The sequence below is a fragment of the Paraburkholderia sp. GAS82 genome, assembly GCF_050436285.1.
Lineage (GTDB): Bacteria > Pseudomonadota > Gammaproteobacteria > Burkholderiales > Burkholderiaceae > Paraburkholderia > Paraburkholderia phenazinium_B.
Window position 1 is genome coordinate 90454 of sequence record NZ_JBNDLX010000008.1, and the last position, 15009, is coordinate 105462.

The 15009-nt window shown below is 62.1% G+C and carries 15 protein-coding genes, 1 tRNA gene and 2 pseudogenes; 11 read left to right on the plus strand and 7 right to left on the minus strand.

All coding sequences use genetic code 11. The features are described 5' to 3' along the window. Positions 1-2 precede the first annotated feature (2 nt). Positions 3-926, minus strand: a complete 924-nt coding sequence (locus P3T17_RS24415; protein ID WP_429409367.1) for a YicC/YloC family endoribonuclease — start codon at positions 924-926, stop codon at positions 3-5. A gap of 234 nt (positions 927-1160) precedes the next feature. Between P3T17_RS24415 and rph the strand changes: the two genes are divergently transcribed. The 4 genes from rph to P3T17_RS24435 all read left to right on the plus strand — a co-directional run bounded on the left by rph (position 1161) and on the right by P3T17_RS24435 (position 3956). Then, the gene (rph, locus tag P3T17_RS24420) at positions 1161-1913 is read left to right on the plus strand and encodes a ribonuclease PH (protein WP_074263669.1); all 753 of its coding nucleotides are present in this window, start codon (positions 1161-1163) and stop codon (positions 1911-1913) included. Positions 1914-1965: 52 nt separating this feature from the next. Continuing rightward, the gene (gene rdgB, locus P3T17_RS24425) at positions 1966-2577 is read left to right on the plus strand and encodes an RdgB/HAM1 family non-canonical purine NTP pyrophosphatase (protein WP_429409192.1); all 612 of its coding nucleotides are present in this window, start codon (positions 1966-1968) and stop codon (positions 2575-2577) included. Positions 2578-2582: 5 nt separating this feature from the next. Next, positions 2583-3800, plus strand: a complete 1218-nt coding sequence (gene hemW, locus P3T17_RS24430) for a radical SAM family heme chaperone HemW (RefSeq protein WP_429409368.1) — start codon at positions 2583-2585, stop codon at positions 3798-3800. 66 nt (positions 3801-3866) lie between these two features. Continuing rightward, a tRNA-Ser gene (locus P3T17_RS24435) sits at positions 3867-3956 on the plus strand. 204 nt (positions 3957-4160) lie between these two features. On the opposite strand, the gene P3T17_RS24440 is transcribed toward P3T17_RS24435, so the two are convergent. Continuing rightward, positions 4161-4481, minus strand: coding sequence for a DUF4148 domain-containing protein (locus P3T17_RS24440; protein WP_074263666.1), 321 nt, complete (start codon positions 4479-4481; stop codon positions 4161-4163). 243 nt (positions 4482-4724) lie between these two features. Between P3T17_RS24440 and P3T17_RS24445 the strand changes: the two genes are divergently transcribed. Beyond that, positions 4725-5174 (plus strand): hypothetical protein, encoded by a 450-nt coding sequence (locus P3T17_RS24445; RefSeq protein WP_429409193.1) that lies wholly within the window; start codon positions 4725-4727, stop codon positions 5172-5174. 181 nt (positions 5175-5355) lie between these two features. After that, entirely contained in the window at positions 5356-5790 is a 435-nt protein-coding gene (locus tag P3T17_RS24450; RefSeq protein ID WP_429409194.1) for a nuclear transport factor 2 family protein, read from the plus strand. Positions 5791-5838: 48 nt separating this feature from the next. Here P3T17_RS24450 and P3T17_RS24455 read toward each other — a convergent pair whose 3' ends face one another. Next, positions 5839-6243 (minus strand): RidA family protein, encoded by a 405-nt coding sequence (locus P3T17_RS24455; protein WP_074263663.1) that lies wholly within the window; start codon positions 6241-6243, stop codon positions 5839-5841. Between the two features lie 308 nt (positions 6244-6551). Continuing rightward, complete coding sequence (locus P3T17_RS24460; protein ID WP_074265952.1) at positions 6552-6782, minus strand: hypothetical protein; 231 nt, start codon at positions 6780-6782, stop codon at positions 6552-6554. 319 nt (positions 6783-7101) lie between these two features. On the opposite strand from P3T17_RS24460, the gene P3T17_RS24465 reads away from it, so the two are divergent. From P3T17_RS24465 to P3T17_RS24475, 3 genes and pseudogenes are all read left to right on the plus strand, one after another. Next, complete coding sequence (locus P3T17_RS24465; RefSeq protein ID WP_074263662.1) at positions 7102-7302, plus strand: hypothetical protein; 201 nt, start codon at positions 7102-7104, stop codon at positions 7300-7302. Positions 7303-7628: 326 nt separating this feature from the next. Continuing rightward, positions 7629-10001: pseudogene (locus P3T17_RS24470) on the plus strand (efflux RND transporter permease subunit); the annotation flags it as partial. 306 nt (positions 10002-10307) lie between these two features. After that, positions 10308-11216: pseudogene (locus P3T17_RS24475) on the plus strand (efflux RND transporter permease subunit); the annotation flags it as partial. Positions 11217-11314: 98 nt separating this feature from the next. Here P3T17_RS24475 and P3T17_RS24480 read toward each other — a convergent pair. The 3 genes from P3T17_RS24480 to P3T17_RS24490 all read right to left on the minus strand — a co-directional run bounded on the left by P3T17_RS24480 (position 11315) and on the right by P3T17_RS24490 (position 12625). Next, complete coding sequence (locus tag P3T17_RS24480; protein WP_074263660.1) at positions 11315-11842, minus strand: YMGG-like glycine zipper-containing protein; 528 nt, start codon at positions 11840-11842, stop codon at positions 11315-11317. Between the two features lie 38 nt (positions 11843-11880). Beyond that, on the minus strand, positions 11881-12225 hold the full coding sequence (locus P3T17_RS24485; RefSeq protein WP_143787470.1) for a hypothetical protein: 345 nt from the start codon (positions 12223-12225) through the stop codon (positions 11881-11883). 190 nt (positions 12226-12415) lie between these two features. Beyond that, positions 12416-12625 (minus strand): hypothetical protein, encoded by a 210-nt coding sequence (locus P3T17_RS24490; protein WP_074263659.1) that lies wholly within the window; start codon positions 12623-12625, stop codon positions 12416-12418. 227 nt (positions 12626-12852) lie between these two features. Here P3T17_RS24490 and P3T17_RS24495 point away from each other — a divergent pair, with 227 nt between their 5' ends. Further along, positions 12853-13377 carry an energy transducer TonB family protein gene (locus tag P3T17_RS24495; protein WP_429409195.1) on the plus strand — a complete coding sequence of 175 codons (525 nt, stop codon included), beginning with the start codon at positions 12853-12855 and terminating at the stop codon, positions 13375-13377. Positions 13378-13642: 265 nt separating this feature from the next. Next, on the plus strand, positions 13643-14950 hold the full coding sequence (locus P3T17_RS24500) for an MFS transporter (RefSeq protein ID WP_074263657.1): 1308 nt from the start codon (positions 13643-13645) through the stop codon (positions 14948-14950). The last annotated feature ends 59 nt before the right edge of the window (positions 14951-15009 follow it).

Genomic DNA, 15009 nt, shown 5'->3' on the forward strand with positions numbered 1-15009 from the left:
GATTACTCCAGATTCTGCACCTGCTCGCGCATCTGTTCGATGAGCAGCTTCAAGGTCATCGACGAATCCGCCAGTTCTTTCGCAGCAGCCTTCGAACCGAGCGTGTTCGCTTCGCGGTTGAGCTCCTGCATCATGAAGTCGAGGCGCTTGCCGACCTTGCCGCCCTTCTCGATCACGTGGCGCGTTTCGTTCAGGTGGGCGGTCAGCCGCGACAACTCTTCCGTGATGTCGATGCGGATGCCGTACATCGTCACTTCCTGCCGGATACGCTCGGCGATCTCTTCACGCGAGATGCTGGTCGACACCGTGTCCGGCGCGGCAATGCCCAAGGCTTCCTGCAAGCGCTCGACAATCTTCTGCTGATGCCTGGTGATCAATTCCGGCACCAGCGGCGTGATCTTTGCAACGATCGTTTCCATCTCCGTGACGTTGCCGAGCAGCATCGCGCCCAGTTGGGCGCCTTCGCGGCCGCGCACGTCGATCAGATCGGTAATCGCCTGCTTGCCGCACCCAAGCACCGCATCGCGCAGCGTTTCAGCGGGGACACCGCTTTCGGCGAGCACACCCGGCCAGCGCAGGATTTCGCCGGTCCGCAGCCGGCCGGCTTCCGGAAACGCGTTGACGACCGCGCGTTCCAGCAGCGCAAGCTGGCTCAGAGCGTCATGATTGATCGCTCCAGCGTTGGCCGACTGTTCGCTACGCTGCAGATTGATACGAATATCGACCTTGCCGCGCGAGAGCTTGTTCATCAGCATTTCGCGCAGGACCGGCTCGCAGACGCGCACGTCTTCCGGCATCCGGAAGTTCAGATCGAGAAAGCGCGAGTTCACCGTGCGCAGTTCGACCGATACGCTCACGCCACCATTGCCGGTATTCGCCGCGAGTTCGCGCGTGGCGCTCGCATAGCCAGTCATGCTGTAGATCATCATTTGTCTCGCGATGAGGCCATGCCGCTGACGGGATGGCCGGAAGAGTCGAATCGCCCGGCGTGTACGAGACGCGGGGCGTGGAAACGGCATTATCCCATCTTTGGCGGAACGCCCCGCCATAGCTGGATCTGGTCTCTCTGCGACACACGCCGGAGCAGACACGGAACCGCCCCGTACGATCGGCGGTAAAATTAGCGTTTCCTCCCGCCTACCCCACCCAGACCCCGAACGATGAACGACACCACCGCATTTTCCAAAGGCCGCCCCAGCGGCCGCCGCGCCGATCAACTGCGCGATGTGCGCATCACGCGTCACTATACGAAGCATGCGGAGGGCTCGGTGCTGGTCGAATTCGGCGACACCAAGGTGATCTGCACGGCGAGCGTGGCGGAGACCGTCCCCGGCTTCCTGCGCGATCGCGGTCAAGGCTGGCTGACGGCCGAATACGGCATGCTGCCGCGCGCCACCAACACCCGCAACGACCGCGAAGCCGCACGCGGCAAACAGACCGGCCGCACCCAGGAAATCCAGAGGCTGATCGGCCGCGCGCTGCGCTCGGTGTTCGATCTCGAGAAACTCGGCCAACGCACCATGAATCTCGATTGCGACGTGATCCAGGCCGATGGCGGCACTCGCACGGCGAGCATCACGGGCGCCTTTGTCGCCGCGCACGATGCGGTGACAAAGCTGCTGGCCAGCGGCCGCATCGAAACCTCGCCGATCACGGACTTCGTGGCGGCGATTTCGGTGGGCGTCTACAACGGCTTGCCGGTGCTCGATCTCGACTACGACGAAGACTCAAAGTGCGACACCGATATGAATGTCGTGATGACGGGCGCGGGCGGGTTCGTCGAGATCCAGGGCACGGCTGAAGGCACGCCGTTCTCGCGCGACGAGATGAACTCGCTGCTCGATCTCGCTCGCGACGGCATCAGCACGCTGGTGGCGAAACAGAAAGAAGCGCTGGGGTTGAAGGGTGAGTGATCGTAACATCGCCGGCGGCGCAGCTCTCCCGGCTTCCGACGCGGGAAAGGCAATGACCGCGTCGCTCGGAAAAGTGGTGCTGGCCTCGAACAACGCGGGCAAGCTGCGCGAGTTTGCGGCGTTGCTCGACGCGGCCGGCATCGAACTGATCCCGCAGGGCACGCTCAATGTGCCCGAAGCGGAAGAGCCCTATCCGACTTTCGTCGAGAATGCGCTGACGAAGGCTCGTCATGCGACGAAGATCACCGGCCTGCCGGCGCTGGCCGACGATTCCGGACTGTGCGTGCGCGCGCTGCGCGGCGCACCCGGCGTCTATTCGGCGCGCTACGCGCAACTCGCCGGCGGCCCGAAGAGCGACGCCGCGAACAATGCACACCTCGTCGAGCAACTGCAGGGCCAGGCCGACCGTCGCGCTTACTACTTCTGCGTGCTTGCGCTCGTACGTCACGCCGACGACCCCGAGCCGCTGATTGCCGAGGGCCGCTGGCCAGGCGAGATCATCGACGCGCCCCGCGGTGCACATGGTTTCGGCTACGACCCGCATTTCTTCCTGCCTGAACTGAATGCGACGGCGGCCGAGCTCGATCCAGCAGTGAAGAACGCCAGCAGCCATCGTGCGATCGCACTGCGAAAATTGCTCGCGCGCCTGACGGAGGAAGCGTGATTCCCATCAAGGTCGCCGGCCAGAGTGGCCCCGGGGTGATCCAGGCGTTCACGCAGCCGGGCAGTATCCATCTGACGTCGCTGCCTCCGCTTGCGCTGTATGTGCATTTCCCGTGGTGCGTGCGCAAGTGCCCTTACTGCGATTTCAACTCGCACGAGTGGAAGGGCGAGGCGTTCCCCGAGAATGAGTATCTCGATGCGCTCCGCGCCGATCTCGAGCTGGCGTTGCCGCTCGTCTGGGGCCGCCAGGTGCATACGGTGTTCATCGGCGGCGGCACGCCCAGCCTGCTGTCGGCGGCGGGGCTGGACCGGCTGCTGTCGGACGTGCGTGCGCTTCTGCCGCTCGATGCCGACGCCGAGATCACTCTCGAAGCCAACCCCGGCACCTTCGAAGCTGACAAGTTCGCGCAGTTTCGCGCAAGTGGCGTGAACCGGTTATCGGTAGGTATCCAGAGTTTCAACGAGGCGCATCTGAAGGCGCTCGGCCGGATTCACGATTCGGCGCAGGCCCGCCATGCGGTGGAAGTGGCCGCCACCACGTTCGACAACTTCAACCTCGACCTGATGTTCGCGTTGCCACAACAGACGCTCGCGGAGTGTCAGGCGGATATTGAAACGGCGTTGTCGTTTGCGCCGCCGCATTTGTCGCTGTATCACCTGACGCTTGAACCGAACACGCTGTTCGCGAAATTTCCGCCGTCGCTGCCGGATGACGATGCATCCGCTGACATGCAGGACTGGATTCACGAACGTACCACCGCGGCGGGTTATGGACGCTATGAGGTCTCGGCGTATGCGCAGCCGCATCGGCAGAGCAAACACAACCTCAACTATTGGCGCTTTGGCGACTACCTTGGGATCGGCGCCGGCGCGCATACGAAGCTGTCATTTCCGAATCGCATCCTGCGGCAGATGCGCTACAAGCATCCGACTACCTTTATTGAGCAGGCGAAGGCGGGCGCTCCGGTGCACGAGGAGCATGAAGTCGCGCCGCGCGATCTGCCGTTCGAGTTCATGTTAAATGCGTTGCGGCTGGTGGAGGGCTTTCCCGTGCATCGGTTTATCGAGCGTACGGGCTTATCGATGACGTCCATTGAGCCGGCGTTGCGGGAAGCGGAACAACGCGGCCTGATTGCGCGAGACCACGAAAAAATTGCGCCGACGCCGCTCGGGCAGGCGTTTCTGAATGATTTGCAGGCGCTGTTTCTGAAAGATCCGCAGTGATAAACCGACTGTGACTGCGTGCGAAGTTGCCGTAGCGAGGAGATTTCAGGTTACAATTTCGGGCTTGGAGGTGTGGCCGAGCGGTTTAAGGCACCGGTCTTGAAAACCGGCGAAGGAGTGATCCTTCCGTGAGTTCGAATCTCACCGCCTCCGCCAGGACACCACCTTAAAATCTCGCTCATGCTTCCGCAGCAGGGCGGGATTTTTTGTTTTCTGGCCTCATATGGCAAATGGCCCACCACCACTGCACAGCAGGGTCGTGGACCATTTAAAAAGATGAGGACGCGCAGACGATACTGCGCGCTCAGTAAGCGACGTTAGCAACCGGATAAATTGCCAACGGCTCGCCGATCTGACTGATTAGTGACCAGAGTCAACAACCGAACGCGGGCCACCCAATGCCGGAGCTGCAACCGCGCCCGATTCCGACGAGCCGTTCACCGCGCCACCGACACCGCTAGTAGAACCATTTTCGGCAGCTACGCGAGCTTCCGCTGCCTGGATGTCCGCCGGGTAATACGGGTCTCTGCCGCTGCGGGCCGGGTTGTAACCGGCCTTTTCGAGCTGGACGAGTTCAGCGCGAACCTGAGCCCGCGTAACAGGCTGACTGGTCTGGGCGAACGACACAACGGGAGCAGCAAGAACAACAGCGACGGCCACAGCTTTAATGAGCGATTTCATGATCACTACCTCCAAAGATTGTTTTTCACAGCGCCGCACATCGGTTTGTGTGCAGCAGGTGAAGACAGTCTAAGAAGCAAGAGACCTAGGGTAAATACCTAAGTTGCGAAATCACTATTCACACAAACGTGACAATCGGTCCGCAAGGTGGCTGTCGCCCCCGCACAATCCCTACTCAACTTTTGCATCCAGCCGGTCGATAGCACAGCTACGAGCATTATCAAACTCGTCTGGGAGCCTCACATGAACCTTCGTCCCGTTATCACCTTGCTGGTCTCGCTGGGCATTGGCGCTTCGCCTGCGTTGGTGAACGCGCTGGCTTCCACCGATCCGGACGCCGCCGCGCTATTCGCCGGCACGAAGCTTTCGACCGTCCAGCAAACCGCCGGCACGGCGACGTCGTCAACGACGACCGTATCCGTCGGCGCAGACGTGTTGCGTGGGGCGACCGGTAACGTCGGCGTCAATGTCGCAGCGGGCGCGCTGAATGCGCAGGCCAATCAGATCGCGCTGGTCAGTTCGCCATCCGCCGATGTCAACACGCTGCAGGATGCACGCGCCGCCGCGTCGGTCAGCGGTAGCAGCAGTGCAACGCTGGGAGCAGGCGCGTTGTCGCATGTAAGCGGCAATATTGGGTTGAACATCGTGTCGGGTGCGGGCAACGCGCAAGTGAACGCGCTTGTGATTCACTAAGGCACTCGTCTAGAAAACGCAACCGCGCCCCCCGTCTGAATACCTCACGCTTCACACCCCGCGACTGCGGCCACAAAAGCTACCGCACGTTCGAACCGGTCGCATCGTTCGTCACGCATCGAAACGTTCCGTCAGGGGACGCCCTAGACTCAAAGTCCCACCACGACGACGGAAGCCGATCATGACCATAGAGGCCACACAAGCCGAGATTCGCCACATCTACGAGCAATGGCACGAATCGGTCAAGAGCCGCGACCTGGACGCGCTAATGGCGCTGTACGCTGAAGAAGCCATCTTCGAAAGTCCGCTGACCCTCGCCACCTTGCCGGAGAACCAGAGCGGCATCCTGACCGGCAAAACGGCGATCGCATCGTTCTTCGCCGCCGGCCTGCGCGCCCCACCTAACGACCTGGGCCGCTGGTACCGCGCCGGCACCTTCTTCTGCAACGGCACCCAACTCACGTGGGAGTATCCGCGGCAGACTCCGGACGGCGATCAGGTCGATCTGGTCGAGATGATGGATATCGCTGGCGGATTGATCGTCCATCACCGGGTCTACTGGGGATGGGTCGGCTTCAGATCGCTGCATGCTTTGCCGGCGAAGCAGCACGACTAGCGATACCGTCACCCCTTCAGAATCTGAGAAGTCGGCACAGCGAACAACCTACGCCAAAGCCGTTGCCTCGATTTCGATCTGCAGGCCAAAGTGAAGCGCACTCACCGGCACAACGGCGCGAGCCGGCTTTGCCTCGCCGGCCCAGCGTGCATAAATCTGGTTGAAGCTCGCCCAGTGCTCGACATCCACGATATACACACGCACCTGGAGCAGTTGCCCGATGCTGCTGCCGGCGCTTTCCAGCGCCGTCTTGAGATTCGTCAACACCTGTTCGGCCTGGACTTCGAACGACGCGTCCGTGAGCTTGCGGCCCTGGGCGTCGATCGGCAATTGCCCCGATACGAACACGAGACCATTGCCCGTCGCGACGTGACTATAGTGTCCGCCCGGCGTAGCGAGACCAGCGGGGTTCGCGGTGTGCGGCACGCGCGCGTCGTGTTCGTTACCAGCCATTAAGGTGACTCCATTCGGTGATGGCGCCATCGTCGGATAGCGCGTCAGGTAGTTGGGGAAACAGTGTCTCGTTCATGGGAACGCGTGTTGAATATCGCTCGCGGAGACTGGATATCCACGTGAAGAAAATAACACTCGTCACGAAGCGTAATAGCTGTAAGAGCAGATGAAACCCAGGACGCGTCGCGCGCACCTACACTGGAAACGCCTCATCCCCCATGAGGTTTTGTTGTGAATCTCCTCAGCTTTAGCCCGCCCCGACCCGGCGGGCTTTTTTATGGCGCCGCCGCGGCGCCACGCTGACGAATTCACACAGCAATCAACACGTGCCGTTCTCGCGCGTCTGCGCAACGGAGGTTCAGATCGCGATGTATACCCGGACTATCGAGCAAGGCCGAGACATCGGATAGCCCGTGATCGAAGCGCAACACGTATTCGATATCGGTGTAGTCGTGATACGCACCGCTGTCTGCCAGCTTGCGTGCTTCGGCGATGGCGGCATGCAGCCGCTCGCTTTTCGTCAAATCTCTGATCGCCATGATTGCCGCTCCGAGGAACAGTAACGCCATCATATCAACGCCGCTCGCGCCATAAGGTCGCGCGCGCGCAACACCCGGGGTTTTCCGCAACTTTGCTGCGACACCAGCACGTGTTTGTCGAGGTTCGCCGCATTCCATTCCTCTGACATGTGTCGAACGTAAGCATCTGTAAATGGGGCTCGCCCCTTATGACGCGGCCCACACAGTGCTGCCGCCTTGCGCCGGGAATCGGCCTCGTTCGCGTCGTAACGCACCGTCACACGCGTGGCCGCACGAATGAAGCTGCGCCGTGCTCCAATATCCAAAAGGAGAATTCATCATGACCAGAAGACTTATCGCCCTCGCCTCACTCGTAGCAATCGCGGCCAGCCTCAGCGGCTGCATCGTCGCACCGACGCCGTACGGTTATGCGCCGGCACCGGGCTACGGATACTATGCTGCGCCAGGATACTACGCGGCCCCAGCGGTCGACGTAGGGATCGGAGTAGGCGGCGGCTGGGGTGGTGGCTGGCGTCGCTAGGCGCATGCGCGTCGCGCTCTAAAGACGCGTGGCGCGCCGCCTTGCACGTTGGTGGCATCCGGTGGCGGAGCCAAAAAAATGCCCGCACGAAGCGGGCAAATATAAGACCTTCCACCGATGCCTCCTTGGGAGAGGCAATTGCAGTGTAGAGCGATTTGCTCTTCGTGGAATTTCGTCAATGTTTCGTAGAATTACATGAGCGTTGTCCCTCGCCATTATTTCTCGGCGGTTACCTCGTAACCGGCTGAAAAACATAAGTAACGCCTGCAAGATCCCCATCTTCTAACATCGTCAGACGCTGCCTTGCCAGCACACGCGTCCTGCCGATGAATCTCTCACGTCCCTTTATCGAACGCCCCGTTGCGACCACGCTGCTTTCGATAGGCGTGGCGCTCGCCGGTATATTTGCATTCGTCAAGCTTCCGGTCGCTCCGTTGCCGCAGGTCGACTTTCCGACCATCTCAGTGCAGGCGAGCCTGCCCGGAGCGAGTCCCGATACGGTCGCTAACAGCGTTGCCAGTCCGCTTGAGCGTCACCTCGGACAGATTGCCGACGTCACCGAAATGACCTCGCAAAGCACGGTGGGTTCGTCGCGTGTCACCTTGCAGTTCGGACTCGATCGCGACATTAATGGCGCTGCGCGCGATGTGCAGGCCGCCATCAATGCAGCTCGCGCGGATCTGCCGGCGAGCCTGCGCAGCAACCCCACGTATCACAAGGTCAATCCGTCCGACGCGCCGATCCTGATTCTCGCGCTCACCTCGCACACGCTGCCGCGCGCCAGACTCTACGATCTGGCCTCGACGATCCTCGCGCAGTCGCTATCGCAATTACCCGGCATCGGCGAAGTCGATGTCAACGGTTCTGCCAACCCAGCCGTGCGCGTCGAGCTGAATCCGACCGCGCTGTATCACTACGGCATCGGCCTTGAAGACGTACGGGCTGCGCTCGCGTCCGCCAATGCCAATAGCCCCAAAGGCATCATCGAAAGCTACGGCGAGCGCTATCAGCTCTACGCCAACGATCAGGCACGCATCGCGGACCAGTACAAGGATCTGATCATCGCGTATCGCAACGGCGCGGGGGTCAAGCTCTCGGACGTCGGCGAGATCGTCGATTCGGTCGAGGACCTGCGCAATCTCGGCCTCGCCCGCAACAATCAGCCAGCCGTATTGGTGATGCTGTACCGCCAGCCGGGCGCGAACATCATCAGCACGGTCGACGCCGTGCGCAAACAGATCGAGCAACTGAAACCCGCGTTGCCCGCCGACGTCGACGTGATCGAAGCGTCCGACCGTTCCACCACCATCCGCGCTTCGCTGCACGATACGGAAGCGACGCTAATAGTCGCGGTGGGACTCGTGATCCTCGTCGTGTTTATCTTCCTCGGCAGCGGGCGCGCGGCGCTGATCCCCAGCGCAGCGGTACCGGTGTCGATCATCGGCACGTTCAGCTTCATGTACCTGTTCGGCTATTCGATCGACAACCTCTCGCTAATGGCTTTGACCATCGCAACCGGTTTCGTCGTCGACGACGCGATCGTCGTGCTCGAAAATATCGCGCGCCACATGGAGGACGGCATGCCGCGCATGCAGGCGGCCTTGGTCGGCGCGCGCGAAGTGGGCTTCACCGTGCTGTCGATTTCGATTTCGCTGGTGGCCGTGTTCATCCCGATTCTGCTGATGAGCGGCATCATCGGACGGCTGTTCCGGGAATTCGCCGTGACGCTGTCGCTCGCCATCGCCGTCTCGCTGATGGTCTCGCTCACGACGACGCCGGTGATGTGTTCGCGCCTGCTGCGCACGGCCGGCCCGAAAAACCCGACGCGCATCGGCCGCCTGTTTGCCGTGCCATTGCAACGCCTGAACGACGGCTACGGGCGCTCGCTCGAATGGTCGCTACGTCGTCCGTTTCTGCTGCTCATGACGCTCGTGGCGACGATCGTGCTGAACGTCTATCTCTACACGGTGATTCCCAAGGGCTTCTTTCCGCAGGAGGACACGGGGCGTCTGATCGGTGGCATTCAGGCCGATCAGGACACTTCGTTCCAGGCCATGGGCCCGAAGCTCCGGCAACTCATGAAGATTATCGGCGACGACCCTGCGGTGGATAGCGTCGTCGGCTTTACAGGCGGCCGGCAGACCAACACCGGTTCCGTCTACGTCGCACTGAAGCCGCTGTCGCAACGCGCCGAAACGGCGGACGAGGTCATCGCGCGGCTGCGGCCGAAACTCAATGCCGTGCCCGGCGGCAGACTCTATCTGCAAGCGGTGCAGGATATCCGTGTCGGCGGACGGCAGAGCAACGCGCAGTATCAGTTCACGCTGCTTGGCGATTCGACCACCGAACTCTATCAATGGGCGCCGCGCCTCACGCAGGCGCTGCAAAACGTGCCCGAGCTGGAGGACGTCAATTCGGACCAGCAGCAAGGCGGCCTCGAAGCGAACGTCGATATCGATCGCGGCACGGCCGCGCGCCTCGGCATCACCCCCGCGCAGATCGACAACACGCTCTACGACGCATACGGTCAACGGCTCGTGTCCACCATCTATAACCCGCTGAACCAGTACTACGTCGTCATGGAAGTGGCGCCGCGTTATTGGCAATACCCGGAAACGCTCGATGAGCTGTACGTAAGTACCTCAGCAGGCACGCCGAGCGGCACGCAGTCGACCAATGCGGTGGCAGGCACGGTAACGACGGCAGCGAGCGCGGCAGGTTCCGGTTCGGGAGGAGGAGGCTCGTCGAATCCGGCGATGACTGCCACCGGCATCGGCCCGACGGCAACAGCCGGTGGCACCGCCACGCCGACCCAACCGCCTCCGCCGTCCAGCACGCCGGCGGTCGGTATTCAGTCCACTGCGGCAGCGGCGTTGGCTTCGGCTGCCAGTAGCGCCAGCACGTCGGCCACGATCAGCGGCTCGCCTTCGACACCCGCGGCCACGCCCTTCGCTTTGGCCGGTGCCGGGTCAGGGGGTGGAGGTGCATCGTCCGGCGGCGGCTCGGCCAGTTCAGGCAGCTCCAGCAGCACCTCGAGTAGCGCGACCAGCGCGGCTGCCATCGCGGCCGACTCGGCACGCAACCTCGCCATCAACTCGCTGGCGGCGAGCGGACACTCGAGCGCATCCGCAGGCACCTCGGTCAGCACCGCGCAGGAGACCATGATTCCGTTCAGCACGTTTGCGCGATGGGATCCGGGTCATACGCCGCTCGGCGTCAATCACCAGGGCGACTTCGTCGCCACCACGATCTCGTTCAACCTGCCGCCCGGCGAACCGCTCTCTACAGCGGTCGCCGCGATCGACCGGACCATGGCGGAGATTCGCATGCCGGGCACAATTCACGGCGGCTTTCAGGGCACGGCGCGCACCTTCCAGCAATCGCTCTCGGACGAGCCGCTGCTGATTCTGGCGGCGCTCGCGGCCGTGTATATCGTGCTCGGCATCCTCTACGAGAGCTATGCCCATCCGCTGACGATTCTCTCGACGCTGCCGTCGGCGGGCGTCGGTGCGCTGCTCGCGCTGATGGCATTCCATATCGAGTTCACGGTGATGTCGCTGATCGGCGTGATCCTGCTGATCGGCATCGTCAAGAAAAACGCGATCATGATGGTGGATTTCGCGATCGATGCCACACGCGAGGGCATGTCGTCGCGCGACGCGATCTATCACGCCAGTCTGATGCGCTTCCGCCCGATCATGATGACCACCTTCGCAGCGCTGCTCGGCGCCTTGCCGCTAGCTTTCGGCCACGGAGAGGGCGCCGATCTGCGCCGGCCGCTGGGCATTTCGATCGTCGGCGGCCTGATCGTCAGCCAGATGCTGACGCTCTATACGACGCCGGTCGTATATCTCTACATCGACCGCCTGCAGTCGTGGATGCGCACACGCGGCCAGCGCCGCGCGGCCGTCTGAGCTAGCCGCCTGACCTGTGCGTGAAAACCGCCGACCCAAAAACAACATGGCTGCCGTTAAAAACGGCAGCCATGTTCAGGTGAAGCCAGTCGATCCGCTCAATACGCGCCAGGCGGGGGCGGAGGCGGCGAACCCGGCGGCGGCGGCGGGGTGGTGGTCACATACCCACCCCCTCCTCCGTTCGACTCCATCGTGCGCATGCGGCCCTGCACCGGAATCCGGTTGCCGTTCGCATACATGCATTGCAGATACGCGTAGTCGTAGCGGCGCTGGACATCGTAAGCCGAATTCTGAGACGCGCCGGCACCGAACAGCGAGCCTGCCAGCAAACCGGCACCTGCGCCGACTGCTGCGCCGCTGCCACCGTTGAAAGCCGCACCGGCGGCTGCGCCGAGCGCGGTGCCGACCACCGCGCTACCCACCGCGCTGTTGGTCGCAGCCTGGTTGGTCGAAACCCCGCCCACCTGCTGGAAAGCAAACTGACGGCACGAGTTGTCGTCAACGCGGAACTGGTCGAAAGTTTTACCGGTGCCCGGCAGCGCCATGACGCTAGGACCAGCAGGCATGACCGAACACGCGCCTAGAAAGCTCAGTGAAGCGATAAGAGCAAGCCTTGAATATTTCATTTCCTTCTCTTTGCGGTAATGCGTTTTTGGTTTGCAGGCTACTGCGACTGCTGCGCCGGCACGGGGCGCCAACCCGATGAGCATGACTTCACATACGGGTAATAGCTCCTCGTGTCGTCACAGTAGTACCAGGTGCCACCCGGTTGCCCGGACGCCGCCGGGGCTGCAGAAGTCTGGCCCTGCTCCACATACTCCTGCGGCTGCACGGGTACCGGCACCGGCACGGCAACCGCCGGCGGATACGGATAGTAATACGGCACGCCCCACGGGTAGTAGTAGCCGCCGCCCCCAATGAACACCCCTACGTGTGCTGCATGGGCTACGCCGCTCGCACAGACCATTGCAGCAGCGGACAAGCCGAGCAAAATTTTCAAGCTTTTCACAACAATCTCCACGACGTAAACCGGCACCGATATGGTGTCTCACAGTACTACTGAACGCTATTCCACTCTAACCCGCAATACAATTACTTCAGAGCAAAGAATTTTTTCCGCTCGTTACACTGCAATGTTGCTGTCATGAATTTTAGCAGGGACGGACGGGGCGATCCGGCTGCAGGGCGTTTTCAACGCTTTATTGCAGCCGGCCGCCGTCCAGATGCAGACGCTGCAACAATTCGCGACCACGCCGGGTCAATTGCAGCGTCGAGCCATGGCGGTCGTGCGAGCGCACTTCGACCAGCTCATAGCGACGCAGCGCAAGAACGTCCGGATCAAACTCTTCCAGATGCCGCCCGGTATCCCGGAACAACATGAGCGTCGCAAGTTCGTGATGGCTCAGCATCGGACCTCTCCTTCGTAAAACGCGTGGGCGATGTCGACATCCTAGTGATCTACGCCAACAGTTTGGCTACGGCCTTGTTTCGAGAGGTTACGCAGTTACATCTGTGTGGGAATGAACGTGCCGCATGAATGGCCATTCTTTCCATGCCAAATCAGGGCCAACTCGAATTGAAACCTGGCGGGATTTGACTAGGATGAAACTACGTCCTGACATCGAACGGAGCCTGGATGCTCACCCGCACACGCCACCTTCGTTGCCCGGCTTCGCATCGCCGTTCGTGGTCCCCGCTCGCACGCGGCGCAGGTTTCGCACTCGTCATCGCCCTCATGGCGGCCGGCTGCACCTTCACGCCGCCTGACCGGCCGCTGCTCATTACTCCGCCCGCTGCCGTGAACAGCGCGACGCTGGATCAATACCGCATCGCAGTCGCTCGGCGCATCCTCGATCGCAATCCGTCTTACGTGTTGCAAGGTACGTTGCAGCCGATGCTGCGCTCGCTGGTGGTAGTCTCGTTCACCGTCGACCGCGACGGTCAGGTGATCCAGTCAGCCGTCTATCGCACCAACGGCGACGACGAAGCGGAAAGCACCGCACTCGCGACACTGCGCCGTGCTGCGCCGTTGCCGCAGCCGCCTGCCAGACTGCTCAATACACGCGGCCAGGTCGAGCTGTTCGAAGACTGGCTATTCAACGACAACGGCAAGTTCCAGCTCCGCGAGTTCGCCTCGCCACAAGCGCAGACCATCGACTGACGGGCCGCACGCTATAATTTCGTGATCCCTCGCCGGAGCCTTCCGGCACGGGCGTGATCGTCGATGCTGCCCGCTCACCCGCCGGCACCAGCCGTCCCGCCTCCCGCGTTGCCGCGCCACCCGCGCGCCTTGCATTGCTCCAGCCGGCTGCCTACGCCGGTGCAGGCCGTCTGGCCGCGGAGCATACTAATCCAAACAAAAGACGCCGTATGCGCGCCGCCCGCGAGGCGCGCCACGCTGCGTCACGACACAGGAGAACCTTGGAATGTCCACTTCGCCGATTTCAGCGGCCAACCCCGACGACGCCGGTCAAACCAGCAGTTCGCGGATCATCTTCGCCAGCTTCATCGGCACAGCGATCGAGTTCTACGACTTCTACGTCTACGCGACAGCCGCCGCGCTCGTCATCGGCCCAGTGTTCTTCCCGCATGGCTCAGCGACTGCGCAGGCGCTGTCGGCGTTCGTTACGTTCGGCATCGCGTTCGTCGCGCGGCCGATCGGCTCGTTTCTGTTCGGTCACTTTGGCGACCGTATCGGCCGCAAATCGACCCTCGTCGCTTCGTTGCTGGTGATGGGCCTCTCGACCACGCTGATCGGTTTCGTACCCGGTTACGACTCGATCGGCAGCCTCGCGCCGATCCTTCTGTGTGTCCTGCGCTTCGGCCAGGGGATCGGCCTGGGTGGCGAATGGGGCGGCGCAGCGCTGCTTGCCACCGAAAACGCCCCCGCCGGCAAACGCGGCTGGTTCGGCATGTTTCCGCAGCTCGGACCGTCGATCGGTTTTCTGGCATCCAATGGCCTGTTCTTCGGCCTCGCGCTATCGCTCTCGGACGAGCAGTTCCGTAGCTGGGGCTGGCGCGTGCCGTTCATCGTCAGCGCCGTGCTGGTTGCGCTCGGCCTGTACGTACGCCTGAAGATTACCGAGACGCCGGCGTTTCGCGCCGCCATCGAGCGTCAGGAACGCGTGCGCGTGCCGATCGCAACACTGTGCTCGAGCTACTGGCGGCCAACGCTGCTGGGTGCCCTGGCGATGGTGGTCTGCTATACGCTGTTCTACAACGCGACGACGTTTTCGCTGTCGTACGGTGTATCTGTACTGCATATTCCGCGTCAGAGCTTCCTCGGCCTGCTGTGCGTCGCCGTGCTGTTCATGGCGCTCGCCACGCCGCTGTCCGCATGGGCCAGCGATCGCTACGGGCGCAAACCGGTGCTGATCGTCGGCATCATCGCAGCCATCCTCTCCGGCTTCACGATGGCGCCGCTGCTCGGTAGCGGCTCGATGCCGCTCGTGCTGCTGTTTCTCGTGATCGAGCTGTTCCTGATGGGCGTGACTTTCGCGCCGATGGGCGCGCTGCTGCCGGAACTGTTTCCGACCAACGTGCGCTATACCGGTGCAGGCGTGTCGTATAACCTGGGCGGGATTCTCGGCGCATCGGTGGCGCCGTACATCGCTCAGGTGCTCGCGGCGCATGGCGGTCTGACGTGGGTCGGTGCTTACGTATCGATTGCCGCCGCAGTCAGTCTGTTCGGTGTGCTGTGTATGCGCGAAACACGCGATGCCCAACTGATGTAAGCGCGCTCTTAACGTCGGGCCGCTTCAGCCCCTGGTCTCACCTGGTGGGTTTCCCTCTT